19 protein-coding genes are annotated in these 19776 nt (G+C 70.6%); 12 read left to right on the top strand and 7 right to left on the bottom strand.

Going from position 1 to position 19776, the window contains the following annotated elements; translation table 11 throughout:
• Positions 1-1369: hypothetical protein (locus EJK15_RS29015; protein ID WP_138713649.1), on the bottom strand; the 1369-nt coding region annotated here is incomplete at its 3' end.
• A 228-nt stretch (positions 1370-1597) separates the two neighbouring features.
• Here EJK15_RS29015 and EJK15_RS29010 point away from each other — a divergent pair.
• The 4 genes from EJK15_RS29010 to EJK15_RS28995 are packed head-to-tail and all read left to right on the top strand — an operon-like array spanning position 1598 to position 5179.
• Positions 1598-2149 (top strand): MarR family winged helix-turn-helix transcriptional regulator, encoded by a 552-nt coding sequence (locus EJK15_RS29010; RefSeq protein ID WP_138713648.1) that lies wholly within the window; start codon positions 1598-1600, stop codon positions 2147-2149.
• The gene (locus tag EJK15_RS29005; protein WP_138713647.1) at positions 2133-3074 is read left to right on the top strand and encodes a tetratricopeptide repeat protein; all 942 of its coding nucleotides are present in this window, start codon (positions 2133-2135) and stop codon (positions 3072-3074) included. Before EJK15_RS29010 ends, EJK15_RS29005 begins: the two co-directional genes overlap by 17 nt.
• Before the next feature lie 9 nt (positions 3075-3083).
• Positions 3084-3713 (top strand): cytidylate kinase-like family protein, encoded by a 630-nt coding sequence (locus tag EJK15_RS29000; RefSeq protein WP_138713646.1) that lies wholly within the window; start codon positions 3084-3086, stop codon positions 3711-3713.
• Positions 3714-3769: 56 nt separating this feature from the next.
• Positions 3770-5179 carry an NAD-dependent malic enzyme gene (locus tag EJK15_RS28995; RefSeq protein WP_138713645.1) on the top strand — a complete coding sequence of 470 codons (1410 nt, stop codon included), beginning with the start codon at positions 3770-3772 and terminating at the stop codon, positions 5177-5179.
• A gap of 31 nt (positions 5180-5210) precedes the next feature.
• Here the strand turns inward: EJK15_RS28995 and EJK15_RS28990 are convergent, their stop codons facing one another.
• The 4 genes from EJK15_RS28990 to EJK15_RS28975 all read right to left on the bottom strand — a co-directional run bounded on the left by EJK15_RS28990 (position 5211) and on the right by EJK15_RS28975 (position 9632).
• Complete coding sequence (locus tag EJK15_RS28990; RefSeq protein ID WP_138713644.1) at positions 5211-5711, bottom strand: hypothetical protein; 501 nt, start codon at positions 5709-5711, stop codon at positions 5211-5213.
• A 55-nt stretch (positions 5712-5766) separates the two neighbouring features.
• Positions 5767-7317 carry a glycerol-3-phosphate dehydrogenase/oxidase gene (locus EJK15_RS28985; RefSeq protein WP_138713643.1) on the bottom strand — a complete coding sequence of 517 codons (1551 nt, stop codon included), beginning with the start codon at positions 7315-7317 and terminating at the stop codon, positions 5767-5769.
• A gap of 11 nt (positions 7318-7328) precedes the next feature.
• Positions 7329-8795, bottom strand: a complete 1467-nt coding sequence (gene glpK, locus EJK15_RS28980) for a glycerol kinase GlpK (protein WP_138713642.1) — start codon at positions 8793-8795, stop codon at positions 7329-7331.
• Positions 8796-8882: 87 nt separating this feature from the next.
• Positions 8883-9632 carry an IclR family transcriptional regulator gene (locus EJK15_RS28975; protein WP_138713641.1) on the bottom strand — a complete coding sequence of 250 codons (750 nt, stop codon included), beginning with the start codon at positions 9630-9632 and terminating at the stop codon, positions 8883-8885.
• 252 nt (positions 9633-9884) lie between these two features.
• On the opposite strand from EJK15_RS28975, the gene EJK15_RS28970 reads away from it, so the two are divergent.
• Together EJK15_RS28970 and EJK15_RS28965 are read left to right on the top strand one after the other, a co-directional pair.
• Positions 9885-10496 carry a TetR/AcrR family transcriptional regulator gene (locus tag EJK15_RS28970; protein WP_138713640.1) on the top strand — a complete coding sequence of 204 codons (612 nt, stop codon included), beginning with the start codon at positions 9885-9887 and terminating at the stop codon, positions 10494-10496.
• Between the two features lie 138 nt (positions 10497-10634).
• Positions 10635-11213 (top strand): YqgE/AlgH family protein, encoded by a 579-nt coding sequence (locus EJK15_RS28965; protein WP_138713639.1) that lies wholly within the window; start codon positions 10635-10637, stop codon positions 11211-11213.
• On the opposite strand, the gene EJK15_RS28960 is transcribed toward EJK15_RS28965, so the two are convergent.
• Positions 11210-11842: a TetR family transcriptional regulator gene (locus tag EJK15_RS28960; protein WP_138713638.1), complete on the bottom strand. Its 633-nt coding sequence runs from the start codon at positions 11840-11842 to the stop codon at positions 11210-11212. The genes EJK15_RS28965 and EJK15_RS28960 overlap by 4 nt on opposite strands.
• Positions 11843-11991: 149 nt before the next feature.
• On the opposite strand from EJK15_RS28960, the gene EJK15_RS28955 reads away from it, so the two are divergent.
• From EJK15_RS28955 to EJK15_RS28930, 6 genes are all read left to right on the top strand, one after another.
• A complete protein-coding gene (locus tag EJK15_RS28955; protein ID WP_138713637.1) occupies positions 11992-13587 on the top strand; it encodes a DHA2 family efflux MFS transporter permease subunit in 1596 nt (531 codons plus the stop codon).
• A gap of 91 nt (positions 13588-13678) precedes the next feature.
• Entirely contained in the window at positions 13679-13942 is a 264-nt protein-coding gene (locus EJK15_RS28950) for a DUF3039 domain-containing protein (RefSeq protein WP_138713636.1), read from the top strand.
• An 89-nt stretch (positions 13943-14031) separates the two neighbouring features.
• Positions 14032-14898, top strand: coding sequence for a zinc metalloprotease (locus EJK15_RS28945; protein WP_240777277.1), 867 nt, complete (start codon positions 14032-14034; stop codon positions 14896-14898).
• Between the two features lie 26 nt (positions 14899-14924).
• The gene (locus tag EJK15_RS28940) at positions 14925-16310 is read left to right on the top strand and encodes an MFS transporter (protein WP_240777276.1); all 1386 of its coding nucleotides are present in this window, start codon (positions 14925-14927) and stop codon (positions 16308-16310) included.
• 82 nt (positions 16311-16392) lie between these two features.
• Positions 16393-17418 carry a hypothetical protein gene (locus tag EJK15_RS28935; protein WP_138713633.1) on the top strand — a complete coding sequence of 342 codons (1026 nt, stop codon included), beginning with the start codon at positions 16393-16395 and terminating at the stop codon, positions 17416-17418.
• Positions 17419-17542: 124 nt separating this feature from the next.
• Positions 17543-19297 carry a DEAD/DEAH box helicase gene (locus tag EJK15_RS28930; protein ID WP_171074590.1) on the top strand — a complete coding sequence of 585 codons (1755 nt, stop codon included), beginning with the start codon at positions 17543-17545 and terminating at the stop codon, positions 19295-19297.
• On the opposite strand, the gene EJK15_RS76455 is transcribed toward EJK15_RS28930, so the two are convergent.
• On the bottom strand, positions 19294-19662 hold the full coding sequence (locus EJK15_RS76455) for a GNAT family N-acetyltransferase (protein WP_138713632.1): 369 nt from the start codon (positions 19660-19662) through the stop codon (positions 19294-19296). The genes EJK15_RS28930 and EJK15_RS76455 overlap by 4 nt on opposite strands.
• Between the last annotated feature and the right edge of the window lie 114 nt (positions 19663-19776).

The following is a 19776-nucleotide window of genomic DNA, read 5'->3' as shown; positions in this document are numbered from 1 at the left end:
CCACCGCGGGGCCCGAGCCCGACCCCGGCGCGGCGGGCGCCGTGTTCTGCGCCGGCGTGCCCGTGGGGTCCGGGTACACCGGGTAGGCGTGGCTCGACGCAGGCGGTGCCGACGCCGGCGGCGCCACCTGCGCCCGCGCCGGCCCGCCGCCGAAGTGCGTGCTCGAAAGCCCGCAGTTCTGGAAGTCGCTGAAGAACATCCGCAGCCACTCCCGCCGCTGGTGCTCGCTCAGCCACGAGAACCACGACGCCGCGTACTGGTGCTCCGGCAGCGGCCCGCCGGGCAGCGGCTCCCCGCGCAGCCAGGCCATCACGATCTCCCGGTAGCCGTCCGCCACCGTGCCCGGGCACTTGGCGGCCAGCGACTCGATGTACTCGTACGCCGCCTCCTCCGCGAACCCCGCGGACAGATCCGGCACGTGGATCGGCGCCAGCCCGTTGGACGGCTTCAGCTCGTCCTCCAGCGGCCGCTGCTCCACCCGCGTGAACGCCGCGGGTGTCCCGGCCAGCCGCGAGGCGATCTGCGTGAACGCCGCCCCCAGCTCGGTCAGCCCCGCCCGCATCCCGGGATGCACACACACCGTGATCGGCCACTCCTGACAGCTGTAGGCGATGTCCTCGGCGGCGGCCGGCTTCGTCTGGGTCAGCACCCGCGACACGCCCATCCCCGCCGCCAGCACCGCCAGCAGCGCGCACGCCAGCACCAGCGCCTGCCTGGTGACCAGCGCCGCCCAGCCGAGCAGCAGCGCCGCCGTGATGCCGAGCAGCCAGATCGTCTGGTCGAAGAACGCCGCCCCGCTCAGCCCCTGGAACAGGTCGTACGGCTCGCCGGTGCCGGGCGCCAGCTTGTCCGCCCACCCCCGGTCGTCGGCCAGCCACGAGAACGCTCCGTAGCAGGCCAGCCCGGCCAGCGGCGGCGTGAACGCCCTGGGCAGCACCCAGCCGGCCACCCACCCGATCACCGAGTAGAGCGCCAGCCCCGCCATGCCCATGCCCAGCCCCGAAAGGCTCAGCCGGCCCGCCTGATCGGTGAGCACCGTCTTGACCGCCAGCACCAGCACCGTCGCCCCGAACGAGCCCAGCACCACCACCACGATCGCCAGTGGCGCCTTGAGCGCCCGCCACGTCGTGAGCGAACGACCGCGCAGCGCCCTGCGCTTGCGCAGCGCCACCCACGCGGCGAAGGCCGCTGCCACGGGCCCGGTCAGCCGGAGCGAGCCGATGACCGCGGCCACGATGTTCTCCCACGCGTCCACGCCAGGTATCAGGACGTTCCACGCCGCCACCAGGCCGAGAGCCAGGAGCACGGCAACCGTGACGGCCGCGCTCTGCTTCAGCTCCTCTCGTGAAACGCCCGCGTGCTCACGCACCCTTTGTCCAGTTGAAGTTCATCAAGCACCCCCCGTGCCCCTCGGCAAGGCGGAAGCGATCGGTCCGGCCGGTCCCCACAGGCTGATGGACTTGGCTTCCGCGTCACCATGCGTACCAGAACCATAACTGAGCGTGATGATTGACGTCCGGATTCTTGGTCAAGGGAGAAAGCCTGTCGCTCCAAGTAGTCAGACGAACCGGGACGACCGGCGCGCTACCGTAGCGCTGTGTCGCAGCCGAAGCCGCTCAACCTGCCGTTCGACCCGATCGACCGCGCCGCGGAGAGCTGGCGCGCCCACTTCGGGCCTTCCGCCGCCATGGCGGCCGTGACCTCGATCATGAGAGCGCATCAGATCCTGCTGTCGCAGCTTGACTCGCTCCTGAAGCCATATGACTTGACCTTCGCCAGATACGAGGCGCTGGTCCTGCTGACTTTCAGCAGGACGGGCGCGCTCCCGCTGTCGAAGATCGGCGAACGGCTCATGGTCCACCCCACGAGCGTCACGAACACGGTGGACAGGCTGGAAAAATCCGGATTCGTCCGCCGGCTGCCCAATCCGCGCGACGGGCGCGGCGTCCTGGCCGAGATCACCGACGCCGGAAGAGACGTCGTTCGCCGGGCCACCCGCGACCTGATGGCCGCCGATTTCGGCCTGGGCATGTACGCCGAGGACGAACTCCACCAGATGTTCGACCAGTTGCGCACGCTGCGGGTCGCGGCGGGTGACTTCCCGGGCCCCAGCATGCGGCAAGATGAAGGGCATGGCGGACTTCTCTAAGCCCGGGTCGCTCTACGGAGCGATAGACCTGGGCGCGCGCAAGCAGGCACTAGAGGCGCAGGCCAGGCGGGAGGCGGCAGGTCCTCAGGCGGCCTCGTCGGCCTCGGTCGTCGACGTGACCGAGGAGACGTTCACGACCGACGTCGTCGACCGGTCCATGCAGGTGCCCGTCGTCCTCGACCTCTGGTCACCGAGGGCGCCGGGCAGCGCCCAGCTGAGCCCGGTGCTGGAGAAGGTGGTCGGCGACCTCGGCGGCCGGGCCATCCTGGCCAAGGTCAACGTCGACGCCAGCCCGCAGATCGCCCAGGCGCTGCGCGTGCAGGCCGTCCCGACCGTGCTGGCGATCTTCCAGGGGCAGGCCGTCACCGGCTTCCAGCAGGTGCTGCCCGAGCAGGAGGTGCGCCGCTGGCTCGACGAGCTGATGGGCGCGGTCGAGCAGTTCTACCAGGCCAACCCCGACGCCCGGCCCCCCGAGGCCGGCGAACAGCAGCAGGAGGAGCCCGCCGGGCCGCCCGCCGACCCCGACATGGTGGCCGCCGAGCAGGCCATCGACCGCGGCGACCTCGACGCGGCGGCGGCGGCGTACGAGCGGCTGCTGGCCCGCGTGCCCGGCGACGAGGACGCCAAGATGGGCCTCGCCGGTGTCAATCTCATCAAGCGCGCGGAGAGCGCCGACCCCGCCGACGTCCAGCGGCGTCTGCAGGACCCTGCCGACATCGACGCGCAACTGCTCGCCGCCGACCTGGAGATGCTGTCGGGCTCGGTCGACGAGGCGTTCGGCCGCGTCATCGCGGTGGTCAAGCGCACCTCGGGCGACGAGCGCGACAAGGCTAGGCGCCATTTGCTCGGTTTGTTCGACACGTTGCCCGCAGAAGACCCATCTTTGGCGAAAGCACGTAGAGCTTTGGCGAGCGCACTGTTCTAACCTGAGGTTATGCGGGTCGTCACAATATCGGCGACGTACGGCACGGCCGGCGGACAGATCGGCCCGGCCGTGGCCGAGCTCCTCGGCGTGCCCTTCGTCGACCGCGCCATCCCCAGCGCCGTCGCCCAGGAGCTCGGCTGCACGCTGGAGGAGGCGCTCGCGCATGACGACCGGGCCGAGCACGGCCTCGGCCGGCTGCTGTCGGGGGCGATGCGGCTGCCGACGGTCACGTTCGGGGGCGTGGACATGTACGTCCCCGGCGCCATGCCGCTCGCGCCCGAAGAGTTCGTCCGCCGTACCGAGCGCATGATGAGAGACACGGCCCGCGCGCGGGGCGGCGTCTTCCTGGGCCGGGCGGGCGCCGTGGTCCTCGCCGAGCACCCTGGCGCGCTGCACGTCAGGCTCGACGCCCCGGTCAAGCGCAGGATCCGGCAGACGGCCACGCTCGGTGAGGTCACCGAGCGCGAGGCCCGCCGGATCATCGAGGACAACGACCGCGCCAGGGACGCCTACTGGCGCCACTTCTACCGGGCCGATGCGGCGGATCCCTGCCAATATCATCTGGTTGTCGACAGCACCACGATCCCCGTTCCGACCTGCGTCGATCTGATCGTCACCGCGGCCGAGGCACTGGATTGACCCAACGCCCCCTAACATGGGAGGACTTCTTGGTCAGTCCCGAAGGAGCGTTTGACGTGGCGACCGTCCCGAGCGTGTCTTACTCCATCACTGTGCGGCTTGAGGTGCCTGCCGGCGGCAAGGCCGTCAGCCAGCTCACCCATGCCGTCGAGTCGGCCGGGGGCGTCGTTACGGCCCTTGACGTCACCAACGCCGGCCACGAGAAGATCCGCATCGACGTGACGTGCGCCTCCCGGGACACCGACCACGCCCAGGCCATCGTGGACCAGCTCGAGGCCGTCGAGGGTGTCGTCATCCACAAGGTGTCCGACCGCACGTTCCTCATGCACCTCGGCGGCAAGATCGAGATGGTGTCGAAGGTGCCGCTGCGCAACCGCGACGAGCTGTCCATGGCCTACACCCCGGGCGTGGCGCGCGTGTCGATGGCGATCGCGCGCAACAAGGAGGACGCCCGCCGCCTGACGATCAAGCGGAACACGGTGGCCGTGGTCACCGACGGGTCGGCCGTGCTGGGTCTTGGCAACATCGGCCCGGAGGCGGCGCTGCCGGTCATGGAGGGCAAGGCGGCGCTGTTCAAACGGTTCGCGGGCATCGACGCCTGGCCGATCTGCCTGGACACGCAGGACGTCGACGAGATCGTCCGCACCGTGCAAATAATCGCGCCCGGTTTCGGCGGGATCAACCTGGAGGACATCGGCGCGCCGCGCTGCTTCGAGGTGGAGCGGCGGCTGCGCGAGCTGCTCGACATCCCCGTCTTCCACGACGACCAGCACGGGACCGCGATCTGCGTGCTGGCGGCGCTGAAGAACGCGCTGCGGGTCGTGAACAAGGGCATCGAGAACGTCAAGATCACCATGGCGGGGGCGGGCGCCGCCGGCAACGCCGTGCTGCGGCTGCTGCTCGCGGCGGGAGCGCGCAACGTGATCGTGTGCGACTACCTGGGGGCCGTGCACAAGGGGCGCGACGACCTCGACGAGTCGCTGCGCTGGATCGCCGACCACACCAACGCCGACGGCTACTCGGGGGACCTGCGCGGGGCGGTCAAGGGCGCCGACGTCTTCGTGGGGGTGTCCGCGCCGGGCATCCTGACGGGTGATGACATCGCGACGATGGCCACGGACGCGGTGGTCTTCGCGCTGGCCAACCCGGAGCCGGAGGTGTCGCCGGACGACGCGCGCGAGCACGCCGCCGTGGTGGCCACCGGGCGGTCCGACTACCCCAACCAGATCAACAACGTGCTGGCCTTCCCCGGGGTGTTCCGGGGGCTGCTGGACGCGCAGGCCGGTGGGGTGACGCAGGAGATGCTGCTGGCCGCGGCCGGCGCGCTGGCCGCCGTGGTGACGCCGGAGGAGCTGGGCCCGAACTACATCGTCCCCAGCGTGTTCCATCCGGACGTGGCGGGCGCGGTCGCCGCCGCCGTCCGCGAATCCGCCGGCGGGCGCGCGCGCGGCTTCACCGAAGCCTGAGTCATGTGGCCGCGTCCGTGGCGGGTGGGCGTCAGAGGGCCGTGTCGGCTGACTGGGTCACGGCAGGGATAAGGCGGTAGCTTTCCTGGAAGACCAGGTTGTGGGCGTCGCCGCCTGCGATCACCCGCAGGATGTTCGCCTGTGCCCCCGCGTCCGCGGCGTCGAAGATGTTCATCGGCCAGTCGCCGACGGTGTTGCCCCGTAGATGGGGGTGGTGGAAGCCGCTGCCGTAGTGGGCGACGATCGCGATCGGCTGGACGTGGCTCACGCGTTGCTCGGGCCAGGTCAGCGACCACATGGCGTTGAGCCCGCCCTCCTTCGATCTGGTGACCCCGCTGGCCACCACCTCGCCCGTGCCGAGCAGCAGGTCGGCGTTGAACTCGTCGAGCACCGACCGCGCCACGGGGTCGAGCAGCTCGACCGCCGTGACGAACAGGTGCTCTTTGTCCTCCCGCGTGGTGGCCCGGCCGTGGACGCCGTCGCGCAGGTCGCGGAAGTGGCGGATCAGGGCTTCGTTTATGGGAGTGCGCATGCCTATCCCCTGCCCTGGCAGACGGCCTGGCCACCTCCCCAGCGGCCCGAACTGCTCAGCCGAGCAGCCGCTCGATCCGGGCGCGGACGTCGGGGGTGTCGAGGCCGCGGACCGTGAGAGTCGTGCGGCGGCGTACGACGTCGTCCACCGTGGCCGCCCACTCGTGGTCGCGCGCGTAGACGGCCTGGGCCCAGATGTCCGGGCCGTCCGGGTGGATGCGCTCGCCCAGGGCCGGGTCCTCGCGGATGAGCCTGGCCAGATCGAACGCGATCGACCCGTAGTGCGTGGCCAGATGCCGGGCCACCAGGGGATCCATGCGGGCGTCCCGCTCCCGGTCGGTCCACAGCCGCATGGCGACCGCGTCCGGGCTGGCCAGGCCGGGCAGCGGCATGGCGGGCAGGATGTCGGCCAGGTCGTCGCCCAGCGGCCGTCCCGGCAGGTGGGCGAGCGTGTCGAGCACGTGCCTGCCGATGTGCCGGTAGGTCGTCCACTTGCCGCCCGCCACCGACAGCATTCCGCCGGTGCCCCTGGTCAGCACGGTCTCCCGCTTGGCCGCCGTCACCTGTCCCGGGCCGCCGGGCAGCACGCGCAGCCCGGCGAAGGCGTAGGTGATGTCCTCGCGCCTGAGCTGCGCGTCGCGTACGGAGTGCCCGGCCTCCTCGAGGATCTGCTTGATGTCGGCCTCGGTGGGGCGCACGTCGGCCGGATCGCCCTCGTAGGGCTCGTCCGTCGTGCCGAGCAGCAGGTGGTCCTCCCACGGAATGGCGAACGACACCCGGTATTTGTCGATCGGCGTGGTCAGCGCCGCCTTCCACGGCTCGTGGCGGCGCAGGACCAGGTGCGCGCCCTTCGAAAGCCGGATGCTCGGCGCCGCGTCCGGGTCCTCCATGCGCCGCAGGTGGTCCACCCACGGCCCGGTGGCGTTCAGCACGAGGCGGGCCGACACGCCGAACTCGGTCCCGTCGAACCGGTCGCGCAGATCGGCGCCGGTCACGCTGCCGCCGGTCTTGCGCAGGCCGACGACCTCGGCGTGGTTGAGGACGATCGCGCCCGCGTCCACCGCGGCGCGCACGGTCATGACCGCGACGCGGCTGTCGTTCATCTGGTGGTCGCCGTAGACGGCGGCGGCCCGCAGGCCCTCGCTGCGCAGGGCGGGCACCCGTGCCATGGCCTGGTGCGGCGTGATCACCTTGCCCATGCCGTCGCCGAACACCGACAGCGCCGAGTACAGGAACACCCCGGCGCCCAGCTTGGCGGCCCCGTGCGGGCCGCCCTTGTAGATGGGCACCAGGAACGTCAGCGGCTTGACCAGGTGCGGCGCGATGTCGGCGGCCAGGGCACGCCGCTCGCGGTGGTTCTCCGCGACCAGCTTGACGTTGCCGGTCTGCAGGTAACGCAGGCCGCCGTGGACCAGCTTGGAGGAGGCGCTGGAGGTGGCGCCGGCGAAGTCGCCCGCGTCCACCATCGCCACCCGCAGCCCGGCCTGCGCCGCCATCCAGGTCACCGACGTGCCCAGGATGCCGCCGCCGATCACGAGCAGGTCGTAGGCCGCGCTGGACAGCTCCTCCCGGACCGACGCACGCTCGGTCCCCATCGCGATCGTCATCGCCATAACTCCTACTCCACCCAGTCGAGAGTCCGGGCCACGGCCTTTTTCCAGTTGCGGTATTCCCGCTCGCGCGCGGTCTCGTCGATCGCCGGGCGCCACTCGGCGGCCTTGTGCCAGTTCGCGCGCAGGCTGTCGACGTCCGGCCAGTAGCCGGTCGCCAGGCCCGCGGCGTAGGCGGCGCCCAGCGCCGTGGTCTCGGCCACCATGGGCCGGATCACCGGCACCGCGAGCACGTCGGCGAGCGTCTGCATGAGCAGGTTGTCGGCGGTCATGCCGCCGTCGGCGCGCAGCGTGGTCAGGTCCAGCCCGGAGTCGGCGTTCATCGCGTCCACCACCTCGCGGGTCTGCCACGCGGTGGCCTCCAGCACGGCCCGCGCGATGTGCCCCTTGTTGACGAACCCGGTCAGCCCCGCGATCACGCCGCGCGCGTCCGAGCGCCAGTGCGGCGCGAACAGCCCGGAGAACGCCGGTACGAAGTAGCAGCCGCCGTTGTCGTCGACCGTCTTGGCCAGCGTCTCGATCTCGGCCGCGCTGGAGATCAGGCCCAGGTTGTCGCGCAGCCACTGCACGAGGGAGCCGGTGACCGCGATCGCGCCCTCCAGTGCGTAGGTGGCCGGTCCTTCGCCGATCTGGTAGCCGACCGTGGTCAGCAGGCCGTGTTTGGAGACGACCGGCTGGTGACCGGTGTTCATCAGCAGGAAGCTGCCGGAGCCGTAGGTGCTCTTGGTCTCGCCGGGCGCGAAGCACGTCTGCCCGAACAGCGCCGCCTGCTGGTCGCCGAGCGCCGAGGCGACCGGGACGCCCTGCGGGGTGTGGCCGTAGACCTCGGCGGACGGGCGGATCTCCGGCAGCATCGCGCGCGGCACGCCCAGCGCGGCCAGCAGCTCGTCGTCCCAGGCCAGCGTGTGGATGTTCATCAGCATCGTGCGGCTGGCGTTGGTCACGTCGGTGATGTGGCGGCCGGTGAGGTTCCACAGCAGCCAGCTGTCCATCGTGCCGAACAGCACCTCGCCGCGCTCGGCCCGCTCGCGCAGCCCGGGATGCTCGTCCAGCAGCCAGCGGATCTTCGGCCCGGAGAAGTAGGTCGCCAGCGGCAGCCCGGCCTTCTCCTTGAACAGCCCCTCGTGCTCGGCGAGCGCGCGGGTCAGCGTGTCGGTGCGGGTGTCCTGCCAGACGATCGCCGGGCAGACGGGCCGGCCGGTCGCCCGGTCCCACAGCACGGTGGTCTCGCGCTGGTTGGTGATGCCGAGCGCGGCGATCCGGCCGTCCTCGACGCCGCCGATCGCCTCGGCCAGCACGCCCTGCACGGCCTGCCAGATCTCGGCCGCGTCGTGCTCCACCCAGCCCGGCTTAGGGAAGATCTGGCGATGCTCACGCTGGGCGACGGAGATGATGTGGCCGGCTTCGTCGAAGACGATGCACCGGCTCGACGTGGTGCCCTGGTCGATGGCTGCGACGTAGTGCGGTCGAGGCACTGGGGTTCCTCGCAAGGTTCGGGTTCGACAATGTCGAACAACATGAGAAATGGTATTCGGTTGCCCGGGGGCGTTCAACTCTTTTCGTCAGCGGGCCAGGTCGCGCGTGATCGCGCGGGCCGCGTCGCGCACGTACGAGACGAACTCCATGTGCAGGCCCCCCTCCGGGGCCAGCCGCTCGACCGCGCCGCGGATGCCGATGGCACCCACCACGATGCCGCGCGAGTCCTTGATGGGCGCGGCGATGGCCACCTCGCCCTCGGTCAGCTCTTCCATCTCGGCCGCCCAGCCCCGCGTCCTGACCAGGTCGAGCTCCGCCTCCAGCCGGCCGGGGTCGACGATGGTCTTCTTGGTGTGCGGCTGCAGCGGCGGCGCGGGCGCCTCGTCGTACGGGTCGTAGGCGAGCAGGACCTTGCCCAGCGCGCTGGCGTAGGTGGGCAGGTATGTGCCCACCTGCAGGGTCTGCATGCTGTCGTCCGGCCGGAACACGTGGTGGATGACCAGCACGTGGCCCTCGTGCAGGGTGCCGATCCAGGCGCTCTCCCTGCTGCGGCCCGCCAGCGCGTCGGCCCAGTTGATCGCGCGGGTGCGCAGCTCGTTGACGTCGAGGTAGCTGCTGCCCAGGTGGAGCAGCGTGGCGCCGAGGCGATACTTCCCCGTGGCCTGGTCCTGCTCGACGAACCCGACGCGGACGAGCGTGCGCAGGATGCCGTGCAGCGTCCCCTTCGGCAGGCCCAGAGCCCTGGCCAGCTCGGCCACCCCGAGCTGGCGGGGGCCGGAGGCGAGCAGTCGCAGGATCGCGGCGGCCCGCTCGACCGACTGAATCGTCTCTCCCACAACCGGCACCCTAGCGCAGTTGGGTTCGGTATTGCCGAACACGTATGGGCGTCAGCCGGTTCGCGCCCGCGGCTCTAGAATGTGCCTCGGCGGCAACGCTTCCTTCAGCCCCTGCGCCGAGCCCGGAGCGGCTCCTTCACGACCCGATCAGCAGCGAGAGCCCAGGAACAGTCTGCGGCCGTCCGAACGCGTTACCTCTTAACGGGATTGATGCCCCATTAAACGGGCATGCTGTGGCTCCGAGGAGTCTTAATGGAACAATCTTCCCGCTTGGCGGGAACAGTGCGGCCAGGTGGCCGCACTGCGCGGGTGCGCGCGGCCGTGCTCCAGGCCACCCAGGACGAGCTGGTCGAGCACGGTTTTCACGGCCTCACCATGGACCAGGTGGCGGCCCGGGCGGGCGTCGGCAAGACCACGGTCTACCGGCGCTGGGGGAGCCGGGCGGGCCTGGTCACCGACCTCATGACCGAGCTGGCCGACCAGTCCTCGCCGCGCGCCGACACCGGCTCCATCGAGGCCGACCTGCGCGCCAACGCCCTCTCCGTGTGCGAGGCGGTCAACGACGGGCGGCTCGGGGCCACGTTCCAGGCGATGATCGCCGCCGCCACCAGCGACGAGCAGGCGGCCGGCGCCCTGCGGGCCTTCTATCTGCGTCGCATCGACGAGTGGGCCAGCGTCGTGGAGCTGGCCGTCGCGCGGGGTGAGCTGCCCGCGGGGACCGACGCCACGGAGGTGATCCGGGCGGTCTCGGCCCCGCTCTACTACCGCCTTGTGGTCACGCGGGAGCCGGTGACGCCGGAGGCCGCCGAGCGCTCGGTCGTGCGCACGCTGGCCGCCGCCCGGGCCGGGGCGTTCATCTCGTAGCGTCGCGCGGCCGGATGGGGCCGTACGACCAGGAGATCTCCGGCGACCTTCGCCACGCGAGGTGCCCAAATGAGCGCGAAAAGTAACATGAGTCCACTGGGGGAGCGCGGACCCCCCAAGACCCTTCATGATGGATGTATGGCGGAAGCGATCTACGTCGGCGGTTTGTTGGTGGCGACGCCGCTTCTCGACGACCCCAACTTCCGGCGTAGCGTCGTGCTCATCCTGGAACACGACCACGACGGCGGCACTCTGGGCGTGGTGCTCAACAGGCCGAGCGACATCTCGGTGACCCAGGTGCTCCCCGTCTGGGACCCGCTGGTGACCGGACCTCCCGTGCTCTTCGAGGGCGGGCCCGTGCAGACGGACAGCGCGCTGGCGCTGGCGGCGGTCCCGAGCGGGGAAGAACCGCTCGGCTGGCGCAGGCTGCACGCGGGCACCCCGGCCGTCTCCCGGCTGGGCACGGTGGACCTGGATGCCCCGCCCGAGATCCTGCAGGGCGAGATCGCCCAGATGCGCATCTTCGCCGGATACGCGGGCTGGACGTCGGGACAGCTGGAGAGCGAGATCGCCGAGGGCGCCTGGTACGTCGTCGACTCCGAGGCCGGCGACACCTTCCACACGGACCCCGGCTCGCTCTGGCGGCACGTGCTGCGGCGGCAGCGCGGCGAGCTGGCCTTCGTGGCCACGTGCCCGGACGACCCGACGATGAACTAGCCGACCGGCGGCTGGAGGTCCCAGCCCGGCTGGAGGGAGCGTTCGGCGAGCTCGATGGTCTCCGCCATGCGGTTCGTGACCTCCGGCAGGGTCCCGTCGCGGCGCGGGCACTCGAAGCCCACGCGCAGCGTGGACATGGCGAACGCGACGATCAGGTGCGAGTGCTGGTCGGTGTCGGGGTCGGTGCCCCGGCGCGCGGCGACCACCTCGGCCAGGCGGCGCTCGGTCTCCGCACCCCTGGCCACGGACTGGCCGATCAGGCGCGGATTCGCGTCCAGGACCCGGCGCAACTTCAGGAACCTCGCCGTCTCCTCGGGCGTTGAATCTTCCATGTCGCTGAGCACCGCGCGCAGCGCGTGCATGAGCGCCGTGAAGGGGGGCTCGTCCTGAGGGCGGTCCGCGAGGGTCGCCATCATGATCTCCTCGCCGTGGTCGTGGAACCACAGCACCAGGTCATCTTTGCTGGTGAAGTAACGGAAGAAGGTGCGGGGGGAGATCTCGACCACCCCCGCGATCTGCTCCACCGTGGTCGACTCGTATCCTTGTTCGAGGAATAGGTCGAGCGCCGCGTCGAGGATCGCCAGGCGCGTCTTCTCCTTCTTGCGTTCCCGTAGACCCACAGCGGTCACTCCCTCGACACCTTTCTGTCACAGTGTGCCATAAGTCATACCCTGCCGATTAAAAGCCAGTTGTCATTAGTCATCGTGTGACATAGATTACCTGAGGCTTACGAGATCTATGTCCCTGTGTGGGGCTATGTGTACTTAGGGGGACTTTCATGGCTTACGCGAAGGCGGTCGACGCACCGTCATCGCCCGGCCCCGCGAAGACGGGGACCGGAGGCAACCCGTGGCTCGTGCTGCTGGCGGTCAGCCTGGGCGTCATCATGGTGATGCTGGACGGCACGGTCGTGGGTATCGCCAACCCGATCATCCAGGCCGATCTGAAGGCCTCGCTGTCCGACCTGCAGTGGGTGACCAGTGGTTATCTGCTGGCCCTGGCGGTTTTCCTGATCACCGCGGGCAAGCTGGGCGACCTGTTCGGGCACAAGAGGGTCTTCCTGATCGGCGTGGCGGGCTTCGCCCTTTCCTCGGTCGGCATCGGACTCAGCGCCCAACTGGCCGACGTCATTCCCGGCGTCACGCCCATCGGCGCGTTGATCGGCCTGCGGGTGCTGCAGGGTCTGTTCGGCGCGCTGCTCCAGCCCGCCGCTCTGGCGCTGCTGCGCAGCGCGTTCCCCGGTGAGAAGCTGAACCAGGCGATGGGGGCCTGGGGCGCGATCATCGGTTTGTCCAGCGCCGCCGGCCCGATCGTGGGCGGCCTGCTGGTGGAGAGCAGGGGCTGGGAGTTCGTCTTCTTCATCAACGCGCCGGTCGGCGTCATCGCCCTGGTCATGGGCTTCTTCCTGATCAAGGAGAACCGCGCGCAGTCGCTGTCGAGGATCGACTGGCTGGGCGTGCTGCTGTTGTCCGGCGCGATGTTCTCGCTCGTCTGGACGATCATCAAGGCGCCGGAGTGGGGCTGGGGCGACAGCACGACCCTGACCTTCGTAGGCGCGTTCGTGGTGCTCATCGGCGGCTTCATCTTCTGGCAGAGCAGGGCCAGGCAGCCGCTGGTCCCGCTGTCGCTGTTCAGGAACGTCTCGATCTCCATCGGCACCGTGCTGATGATGATGGTCGCGTTCGCGATGTTCGGCGCGATGTTCTTCCTGGGCTTCTTCTTCCAGGGCGTGCACGGCCTGTCCCCGCTGGAGGCCGGTCTGCGCATGCTGCCGATGAGCGCCGGCATGATCGTCGCCTCGCCGCTGGCGGGCATGGCGATCGGCAGGCTCGGGCCGAAGATCACGATGGCCGCCGGTCTGCTGATCACCGCCTTCTCGATGTTCCTCATGTCCCAGCTCAGCATCGACGCGTCGTTCATCGAGAGCGGCATCCCGTTCCTGCTGCTGGCCTTCGGCCTCTCGCCGGTGTTCGTGGGCGCCACGGAGATCATCGTGGGTAACGCGCCGATGGAGCTGAGCGGCGTCGCGGGTGGCCTGCAGCAGTCGGCCATGCAGGTCGGCGGTGCGCTCGGCACCGCGATCCTGGGCGCCGTGATGGCCGCGCAGATCTCCAGCACGCTGCCCGGCCACCTCGGCCCGGCGGCCCAGGCGATCCCGGCCGATCAACTGGAGGGGCTGGAGAAGGCGGCGGCGTTCGGCGTGGCGCCGCCCGGCGCGCCGCAGCAGATCGTCGACGCCGTGCACTTCTCCTTCATGGATGGCATGCACGTCGCCTTCCTGGTGAGCACCGGCATCGCGGTGCTGACGGCGCTGCTGACCCTGTTCGTCAAGTCGGGCCGCAAGAGCGAGGGTGCCCCGGTCCACATGGGCTGACCCCGATCGACCCGGTACGGCCCCCGCCACGTGGCGGGGGCCGTAGCGATGTGTGGGGGAGACGGTCGCGGGCGGGCATAAACTCAATGGGGTGAGCACGAAGATCCTCCCAAAGCAGGAAACCACGCCGCGGACGTCGCATGGCGACGGCGATCACGAGCGCTTCGCGCACTACGCGGACAAGCACAAGATCACCGAGAGCATGGTGACGGGCACGCCCATCCGAGCCCTGTGCGGCAAGGTCTGGGTGCCCAGCCGCGATCCCAAGAAATACCCGGTGTGCCCTGAGTGCAAGGAGATCTACGAGGGCCTGCCCGCGGGTGGCGGCGACGACAAGGGCGACAACAAGCAGTGAGTGTTGCTGAGGTGTAATCCCTCCAGGTAGAGCTACGGTCAGTACCCAGACCAGCTCATACCGTAGTGGGGGACCGTATGGCCCGGCGCGTGACCGCCGTCTCGTTGGCATGCCTGCTCCCGGTGGCGATCGCGCCGCCGCTTCGGCCTGAGGCCGCCAGCGCCGCCGTCTGCGTCACGTCCGCCGAGGCGAGCACGCCGGGGCCGCGCTCTCCCGAGCCGGGAGACGTGGCCAGGGTCATGGCCGAGATCGACCGGCGGCTGGCCGGGGTCACGCCGCCCGCGAAGATCACCGTGCCCACCCGCGTGCACGTCATCACCAAGGGCGTCCCCAAGGTCTCCGGCCAGGCGGTCAAGACCCAGATCGCCATGCTCAACTCCGCGTACGCCGGCGCCTTCGGCGGCGTGGACACCGGCGTGCGCTTCACGCTCCAGAGCGTCTCGGTCAAGGAGAACGCCGCCTGGTTCGCCGATCCGGTCACCAACGAGCAGACGATGAAGACCGCGCTGCACAAGGGCGGGGCCGGCACGCTCAACCTCTACATCGCCCAGCTCAGCGAGCTGATGCTGGGCTTCGCCAGCTACCCCTACTGGTACGAGGGCGCGCCCGTGCTCGACGGCGTCGTGGTCGACTGGCGGAGCCTGCCCGGCGGCACGATGACCAACTACAACCGGGGCTTCACCGGCGTCCACGAGATCGGGCACTGGCTGGGCCTGTTCCACACGTTCGAGAACGGCTGCCGGGAGCCCGGCGACGGCATCGGCGACACCCCGGCGGAGGCCCAGCCGACCGAGGCGTGCCAGGTGCGGAAGGACACCTGCGCGCAGCCCGGGCACGACCCCGTGCGCAACTTCATGGACTATGCCCACGATCAGTGCATGGCGGAGTTCACACGAGGTCAGGCCGAGCGCATGCATGAGATGTGGGCGGCGTACCGGCACACCGCAGATATCTAGATTGTGCGACAAATTACGATGTGTGGGTGACAGCACCAAAGGCACTCGACGCTCCCCACGTCCCTCCCCGGATCCTCGGCCCGGCCTACCGCACCGCCACCATCGGCATCCTGCTCGTCGTCACGCTCGTGGCCTTCGAGGGCATGTCGGTGGGCGTGGTCATGCCGGGTGTCGCCCACGATCTGGACGCGCTGGACCTCTACGGGCTGAGCTTCTCCGCCTTCTTGATCGCGAGCCTGTTCGCGAACGTGGTGGCCGGACTCTGGGCTGACCGGCGCGGCTACCCGGCGCCGTTCGTGGCCGGGCTGGTGCTGTTCGTGCTCGGGATGGGACTGGCGGGGGCGGCGCAGTCGGCGGTGATGTTCCTGGGGGCGCGGGCCGTCCAGGGGCTGGGTGCGGGCGCCTCGTTCGTGGCGCTGCTCGTGATGATCGCGCGGGTCTACCCGGCCGAGATGCGGCCCAAGGCGATCGCGGCGGTCTCCGCCGCCTGGGTGGTGCCCTCCATGGTCGGGCCGGCCGTGGCGGGGTTCGTGGCCGAGCAGTGGGGGTGGCGGTACGTCTTCTACGGAATCATCCCGCTCGTCGTGCCCGCGCTGGTGATGCTCGTTCCCGCGCTCCGGAGGCCGTCCTCATCCGGCGAGGCGCCCTCGGACGGTCCACGGTCGAGGCCGCTGGCGATGACGCTGGCCGCCGCCGCCACGTCCGGCGGGGGCGGGGCGCTGCTGCACGGCGTGGACCGGCTGCACGTGGACCCGGTGCCGGGCGCCGTCGAGACGCTGGCCGGGCTCGGCTTCCTGATCTACGGCCTCTACCGGCTGCTGCCTCCCGGCGGGCTGCGGTTCGCGCGCGGGCTGCCCACGACCGTGCTGATGCGCGGGTTCTTCTCGGCCGCCTTCTTCGGGGTGAACTCCTTCATCCCGCTGGCGCTGCAGGAGGTGAAGTCCTTCGACCCGAAGGAGGCCGGGATCGCGCTGACGGCGGGGGCGCTGGGCTGGTCGGCGGGGTCGTGGCTGCAGAGCCGCTGGGCCGTTGAGCCGTACCGGAGGATCAGGCTCGGGGCGGCGGGCGTCACCGTGGCGATCCTGATCTCCCTGCTCTCCGTCCTTCCCGGGATGACCGGGTGGGTCGCTGCGCCCGCGTGGATCGTGGCCGGTTTCGGGATGGGGCTCGGGATGGCCACCATCAGTGTCACGGCACTCAAGCAGTCGCCGGCGAACGAGCAGGGGGCGAACTCGGCCGCGCTGTCGGTGACCGACATGCTGGGGGCCGCGGTGGCGATCGGAGCCGCCGGGGCGCTGGTCAATGTGATCGGGCACGCGCCCGCCGAGATCGCCACCGGGTTCGTCGTGATCTGCCTCCTCATGGCGGCCATCGGGCTGAGCGCCACTGTGCTGGCCGGGCGCATCCGCTGAATTCCGCCTCTCCCGTCACAGCGATCACGGTTCGCCGGATCCGCGTGGCGAGGAGTGATAGGACAGCGGACAAGGAGGTGCCATGGAGGGCGATCATCGTGTCTGGCCGCCTCTGCCGGGGGCCAGGCATCGCCGTACTCCTCCAGAGGACACGGAGACCGCGTGGGACCGCGCTCCGGCGCGCCGTGACGAGGAGCCGGTACGGGGGCGGCGGGAGCGCGCGAGCCCTCGAGAGCCGCACCCGCTGGACCTCGGGCCCGCGGAGACCGAGGACCTCGACGAGCCGTGGAACCCCCGGATCCGCAGGACCACCGAACACCCGGGCCGGGGCCGGGGAAGCCTGGGAACCGGCCCCGACCGCGGCCGTGAATGGCCTCCCGGGGGCGGTGACCCGGAGTGGCCTCCCGGGGGTGACGGCCCGGACTGGCCTCCCGGAGGTGATGGCCCGGACTGGCCCTCTGGTGGTGGCTCGGACCGGTCTCCTGGGGGCGGTGACCCTGAGTCGCTTCCTCCGTCCGCCCGGCTCTACGGCACCCCGGTGGACCCCGGGCTGCGCAGGCACGTCGGCGGGCGGTTGTGGCGGCGATGGGCGGTCGTGCCGGCGGCGCTCCTGGCCGGGACGGGACTGGTGGCGGGGGCCACCGCGGTGGTGTTACGGGTCACCGCGCCGCAGGCCGAGACGGGGAGGCTGAGCGACTCGCTGGCCGGGGTGACGGCGACGTTGCCGCAGGGGTGGCGCGTGGAGGTGGTGGCGCCGGTGACGGGGTTCACGTCCGTCATCAGGGACGAGGACGGAGGCCTGGTCATGGCCAGGCCGGTTCCCGGGCCCGTGGAGGACGCCAAGAAGGCCACGGCCGACGCGGCGGAGCTGTACTCCAGGCTGCTGCTCAAGGGGGACCGCGTCAGCGTGGTCGAGGACAAGCAGATCCCCGGGGGCCACACGCGGGCGCTTCGGGCGGAATACCAGGACGTGGTCAACCGGCCCGCCTTCCTCAGAGTGATGCTGCTCACTCGCGGGAACGGGGCCGTACTGCTCGTCGGGCTGCTCCAACCCGAGGAAGCCGCAGGCAGGCGGGCCCTCGACGCGGTCATGACGAGTCTCCGATAAGCCGCATAGCACTTGGGGAAGACCTTGGCCAGAATCCACGGCTCACGGCACGTCTTGTCAGTGTCCCCGTCTACTCTTGGGTCACTGTGAGAGAGCGAAGCACACGAACCCCAGAGGTGATGCGGTGAGCACCTTCGCCGCGTCCCACCTTTCGCCTTCCTATCCAGACCGTGCCGCGTGGGGCACCGCCCCCAAGCTGCGCGCCTGGCAGCAGGAGGCGCTCGACCTCTACTTCAGGCGCGAGCCGCGTGACTTCCTCACCGTGGCGACGCCGGGCGCGGGCAAGACGACCTACGCCCTGCGCGTCGCCAGCGAGCTGCTCGCCCGCGGGGTGATCAGGGCGATCACCATCGTGACGCCCACCGAGCACCTCAAGCGCCAGTGGGCCGACGCCGCCGCGCGGGTCGGCATCGGCATCGACCCCGAGTTCAAGAACAGCCAGGGCACGACGTCGCGTGACTACACCGGGGTCGCGGTGACGTACGCGCAGGTCGCCATGCACCCCGCCCTGCACAGGGCGCGCACCGAGCACCGCAAGACGCTGGTCATCTTCGACGAGATCCACCACGCGGGCGACGCCAAGTCGTGGGGCGACGGCGTGCTGGAGGCGTTCGAGCCGGCCACGCGGCGGCTCCAGCTCACCGGGACGCCGTTCAGGTCCGACGACAACCCGATCCCGTTCGTCGGCTACGAGGAGGACGCGGAGGGCTTCAAGCGCAGCGTCGCCGACTACTCCTACGGCTACGGCCCCGCCCTCGACGACGGGGTCGTGCGGCCGGTCATCTTCCTGGCGTACTCCGGGGAGATGAAGTGGCGCACGCGCGCCGGCGACGAGATCGCCGCCACGCTCGGCACCCCGCTCACCAAGGACCAGCTCTCGCAGGCGTGGCGGGCCGCGCTCGACCCCAAGGGCGACTGGATCCGCCAGGTCATGCAGGCCGCCGACCGCCGCCTCACCGAGGTGCGCCGCGGCGTTCCCGACGCGGGCGGCCTGGTCATCGCCACCGACCACGAGACCGCCCGGGCCTACGCCCGCCACCTGCGCAACATCACCGGTGAGGGCGCCACCGTGGTCCTCTCCGACGACCCCGGCGCCTCGAAGAAGATCAAGCAGTTCGGCGCCTCGGAGGATCGCTGGCTGGTCGCCGTGCGCATGGTCTCGGAGGGCGTCGACATCCCCCGCCTGTGCGTGGGCGTCTACGCCACCTCGACCTCGACCCCGCTCTTCTTCGCCCAGGCGGTGGGCCGCTTCGTCCGGGCCCGCAAGCGCGGCGAGATGGCCTCGGTCTTCCTCCCCTCGGTCCCCACGCTCATGGGCCTGGCCAACGAGATGGAGGTGGAGCGCGACCATGTGCTCAACAAGAAGCCTCCGGAGGACGGCCTCGACGACAGCCTGCTGGAGCAGGCCAACCGCCAGAAGGACAATCCCGACGTCCTCGGCGACGAGCTCCCGTTCGAGACGATGGAGACGTCGGCCACGTTCGACCGGGTGCTGTTCGACGGCGGCGAGTTCGGCACGGGGGCGGAGATCGGCTCCGCCGAGGAGGAAGACTTCATCGGCCTGCCGGGCCTGCTGGAGCCCGATCAGGTGGCGACCCTGCTCCGCAAGCGGCAGTCGGACCAGCAGGCCGCCAAGCGCAAGCAGCAGCCGACCGAGCCGGCGCGCGAGACCCTGGCCCCGCACGAGCAGATCGCGGAGCTGAGGCGGGAGCTGAACGGCCTGGTGGGCGCCTGGAACCACCGCACGGGGCAGCCGCACGGCGTCATCCACGCGGAGCTGCGGCGCGCCTGCGGCGGCCCGCCGATCGCCCAGGCCACGGCCGAGCAGATCCAGGAGCGCATCGACATGATCCGCCGCTGGGCCACCCAGCGCCGCTAGCCGAGGTGCCTGACCATGACGAGGCAGACCTCCGGGCGTAATTCGCGCCTGCCGCCGGGGTGATAGACGGTCTCGGTCGTCGCCAGCTTTCCATGGGGCCATTCGGTGTAGCCGAGGCGGCTGTAGAGGCGTTGCGCCGCGTGGTTGTCCAGGTTCACGCCCAGGGCGACCCGCCGGTGGCCCTTGGTGTGCAGCCGCTGCTCGGCCGCCCGCAGCAACTGGGTGCCGATGCCTTCGTTGCGGCGTTCCCGGACGACTTCCAGGTGGTGAGCAGGGGGACGTCCGGGAGGAGGGCCCGCAGCTCGGGCTCTTCGGCCGGGGCCAGCCAGAGATAGACGTCCCCTACCGCTTGCCCGCTCTTCCATGCCACCAGGAGGAGGCCGTGTCCGTTCGCCTGACGGGACAGGCGGTCGATGAAGTATTCCTCCTGGCCGAGAGCGCCGACGATGGCCGGCAGGTCCGCATGGCCGGCTTGGCGG

Source organism: Nonomuraea basaltis, from assembly GCF_005893125.1.
Classification (GTDB): domain Bacteria; phylum Actinomycetota; class Actinomycetes; order Streptosporangiales; family Streptosporangiaceae; genus Nonomuraea; species Nonomuraea basaltis.
This window is presented reverse-complemented; position numbering and strand designations above follow the sequence as displayed.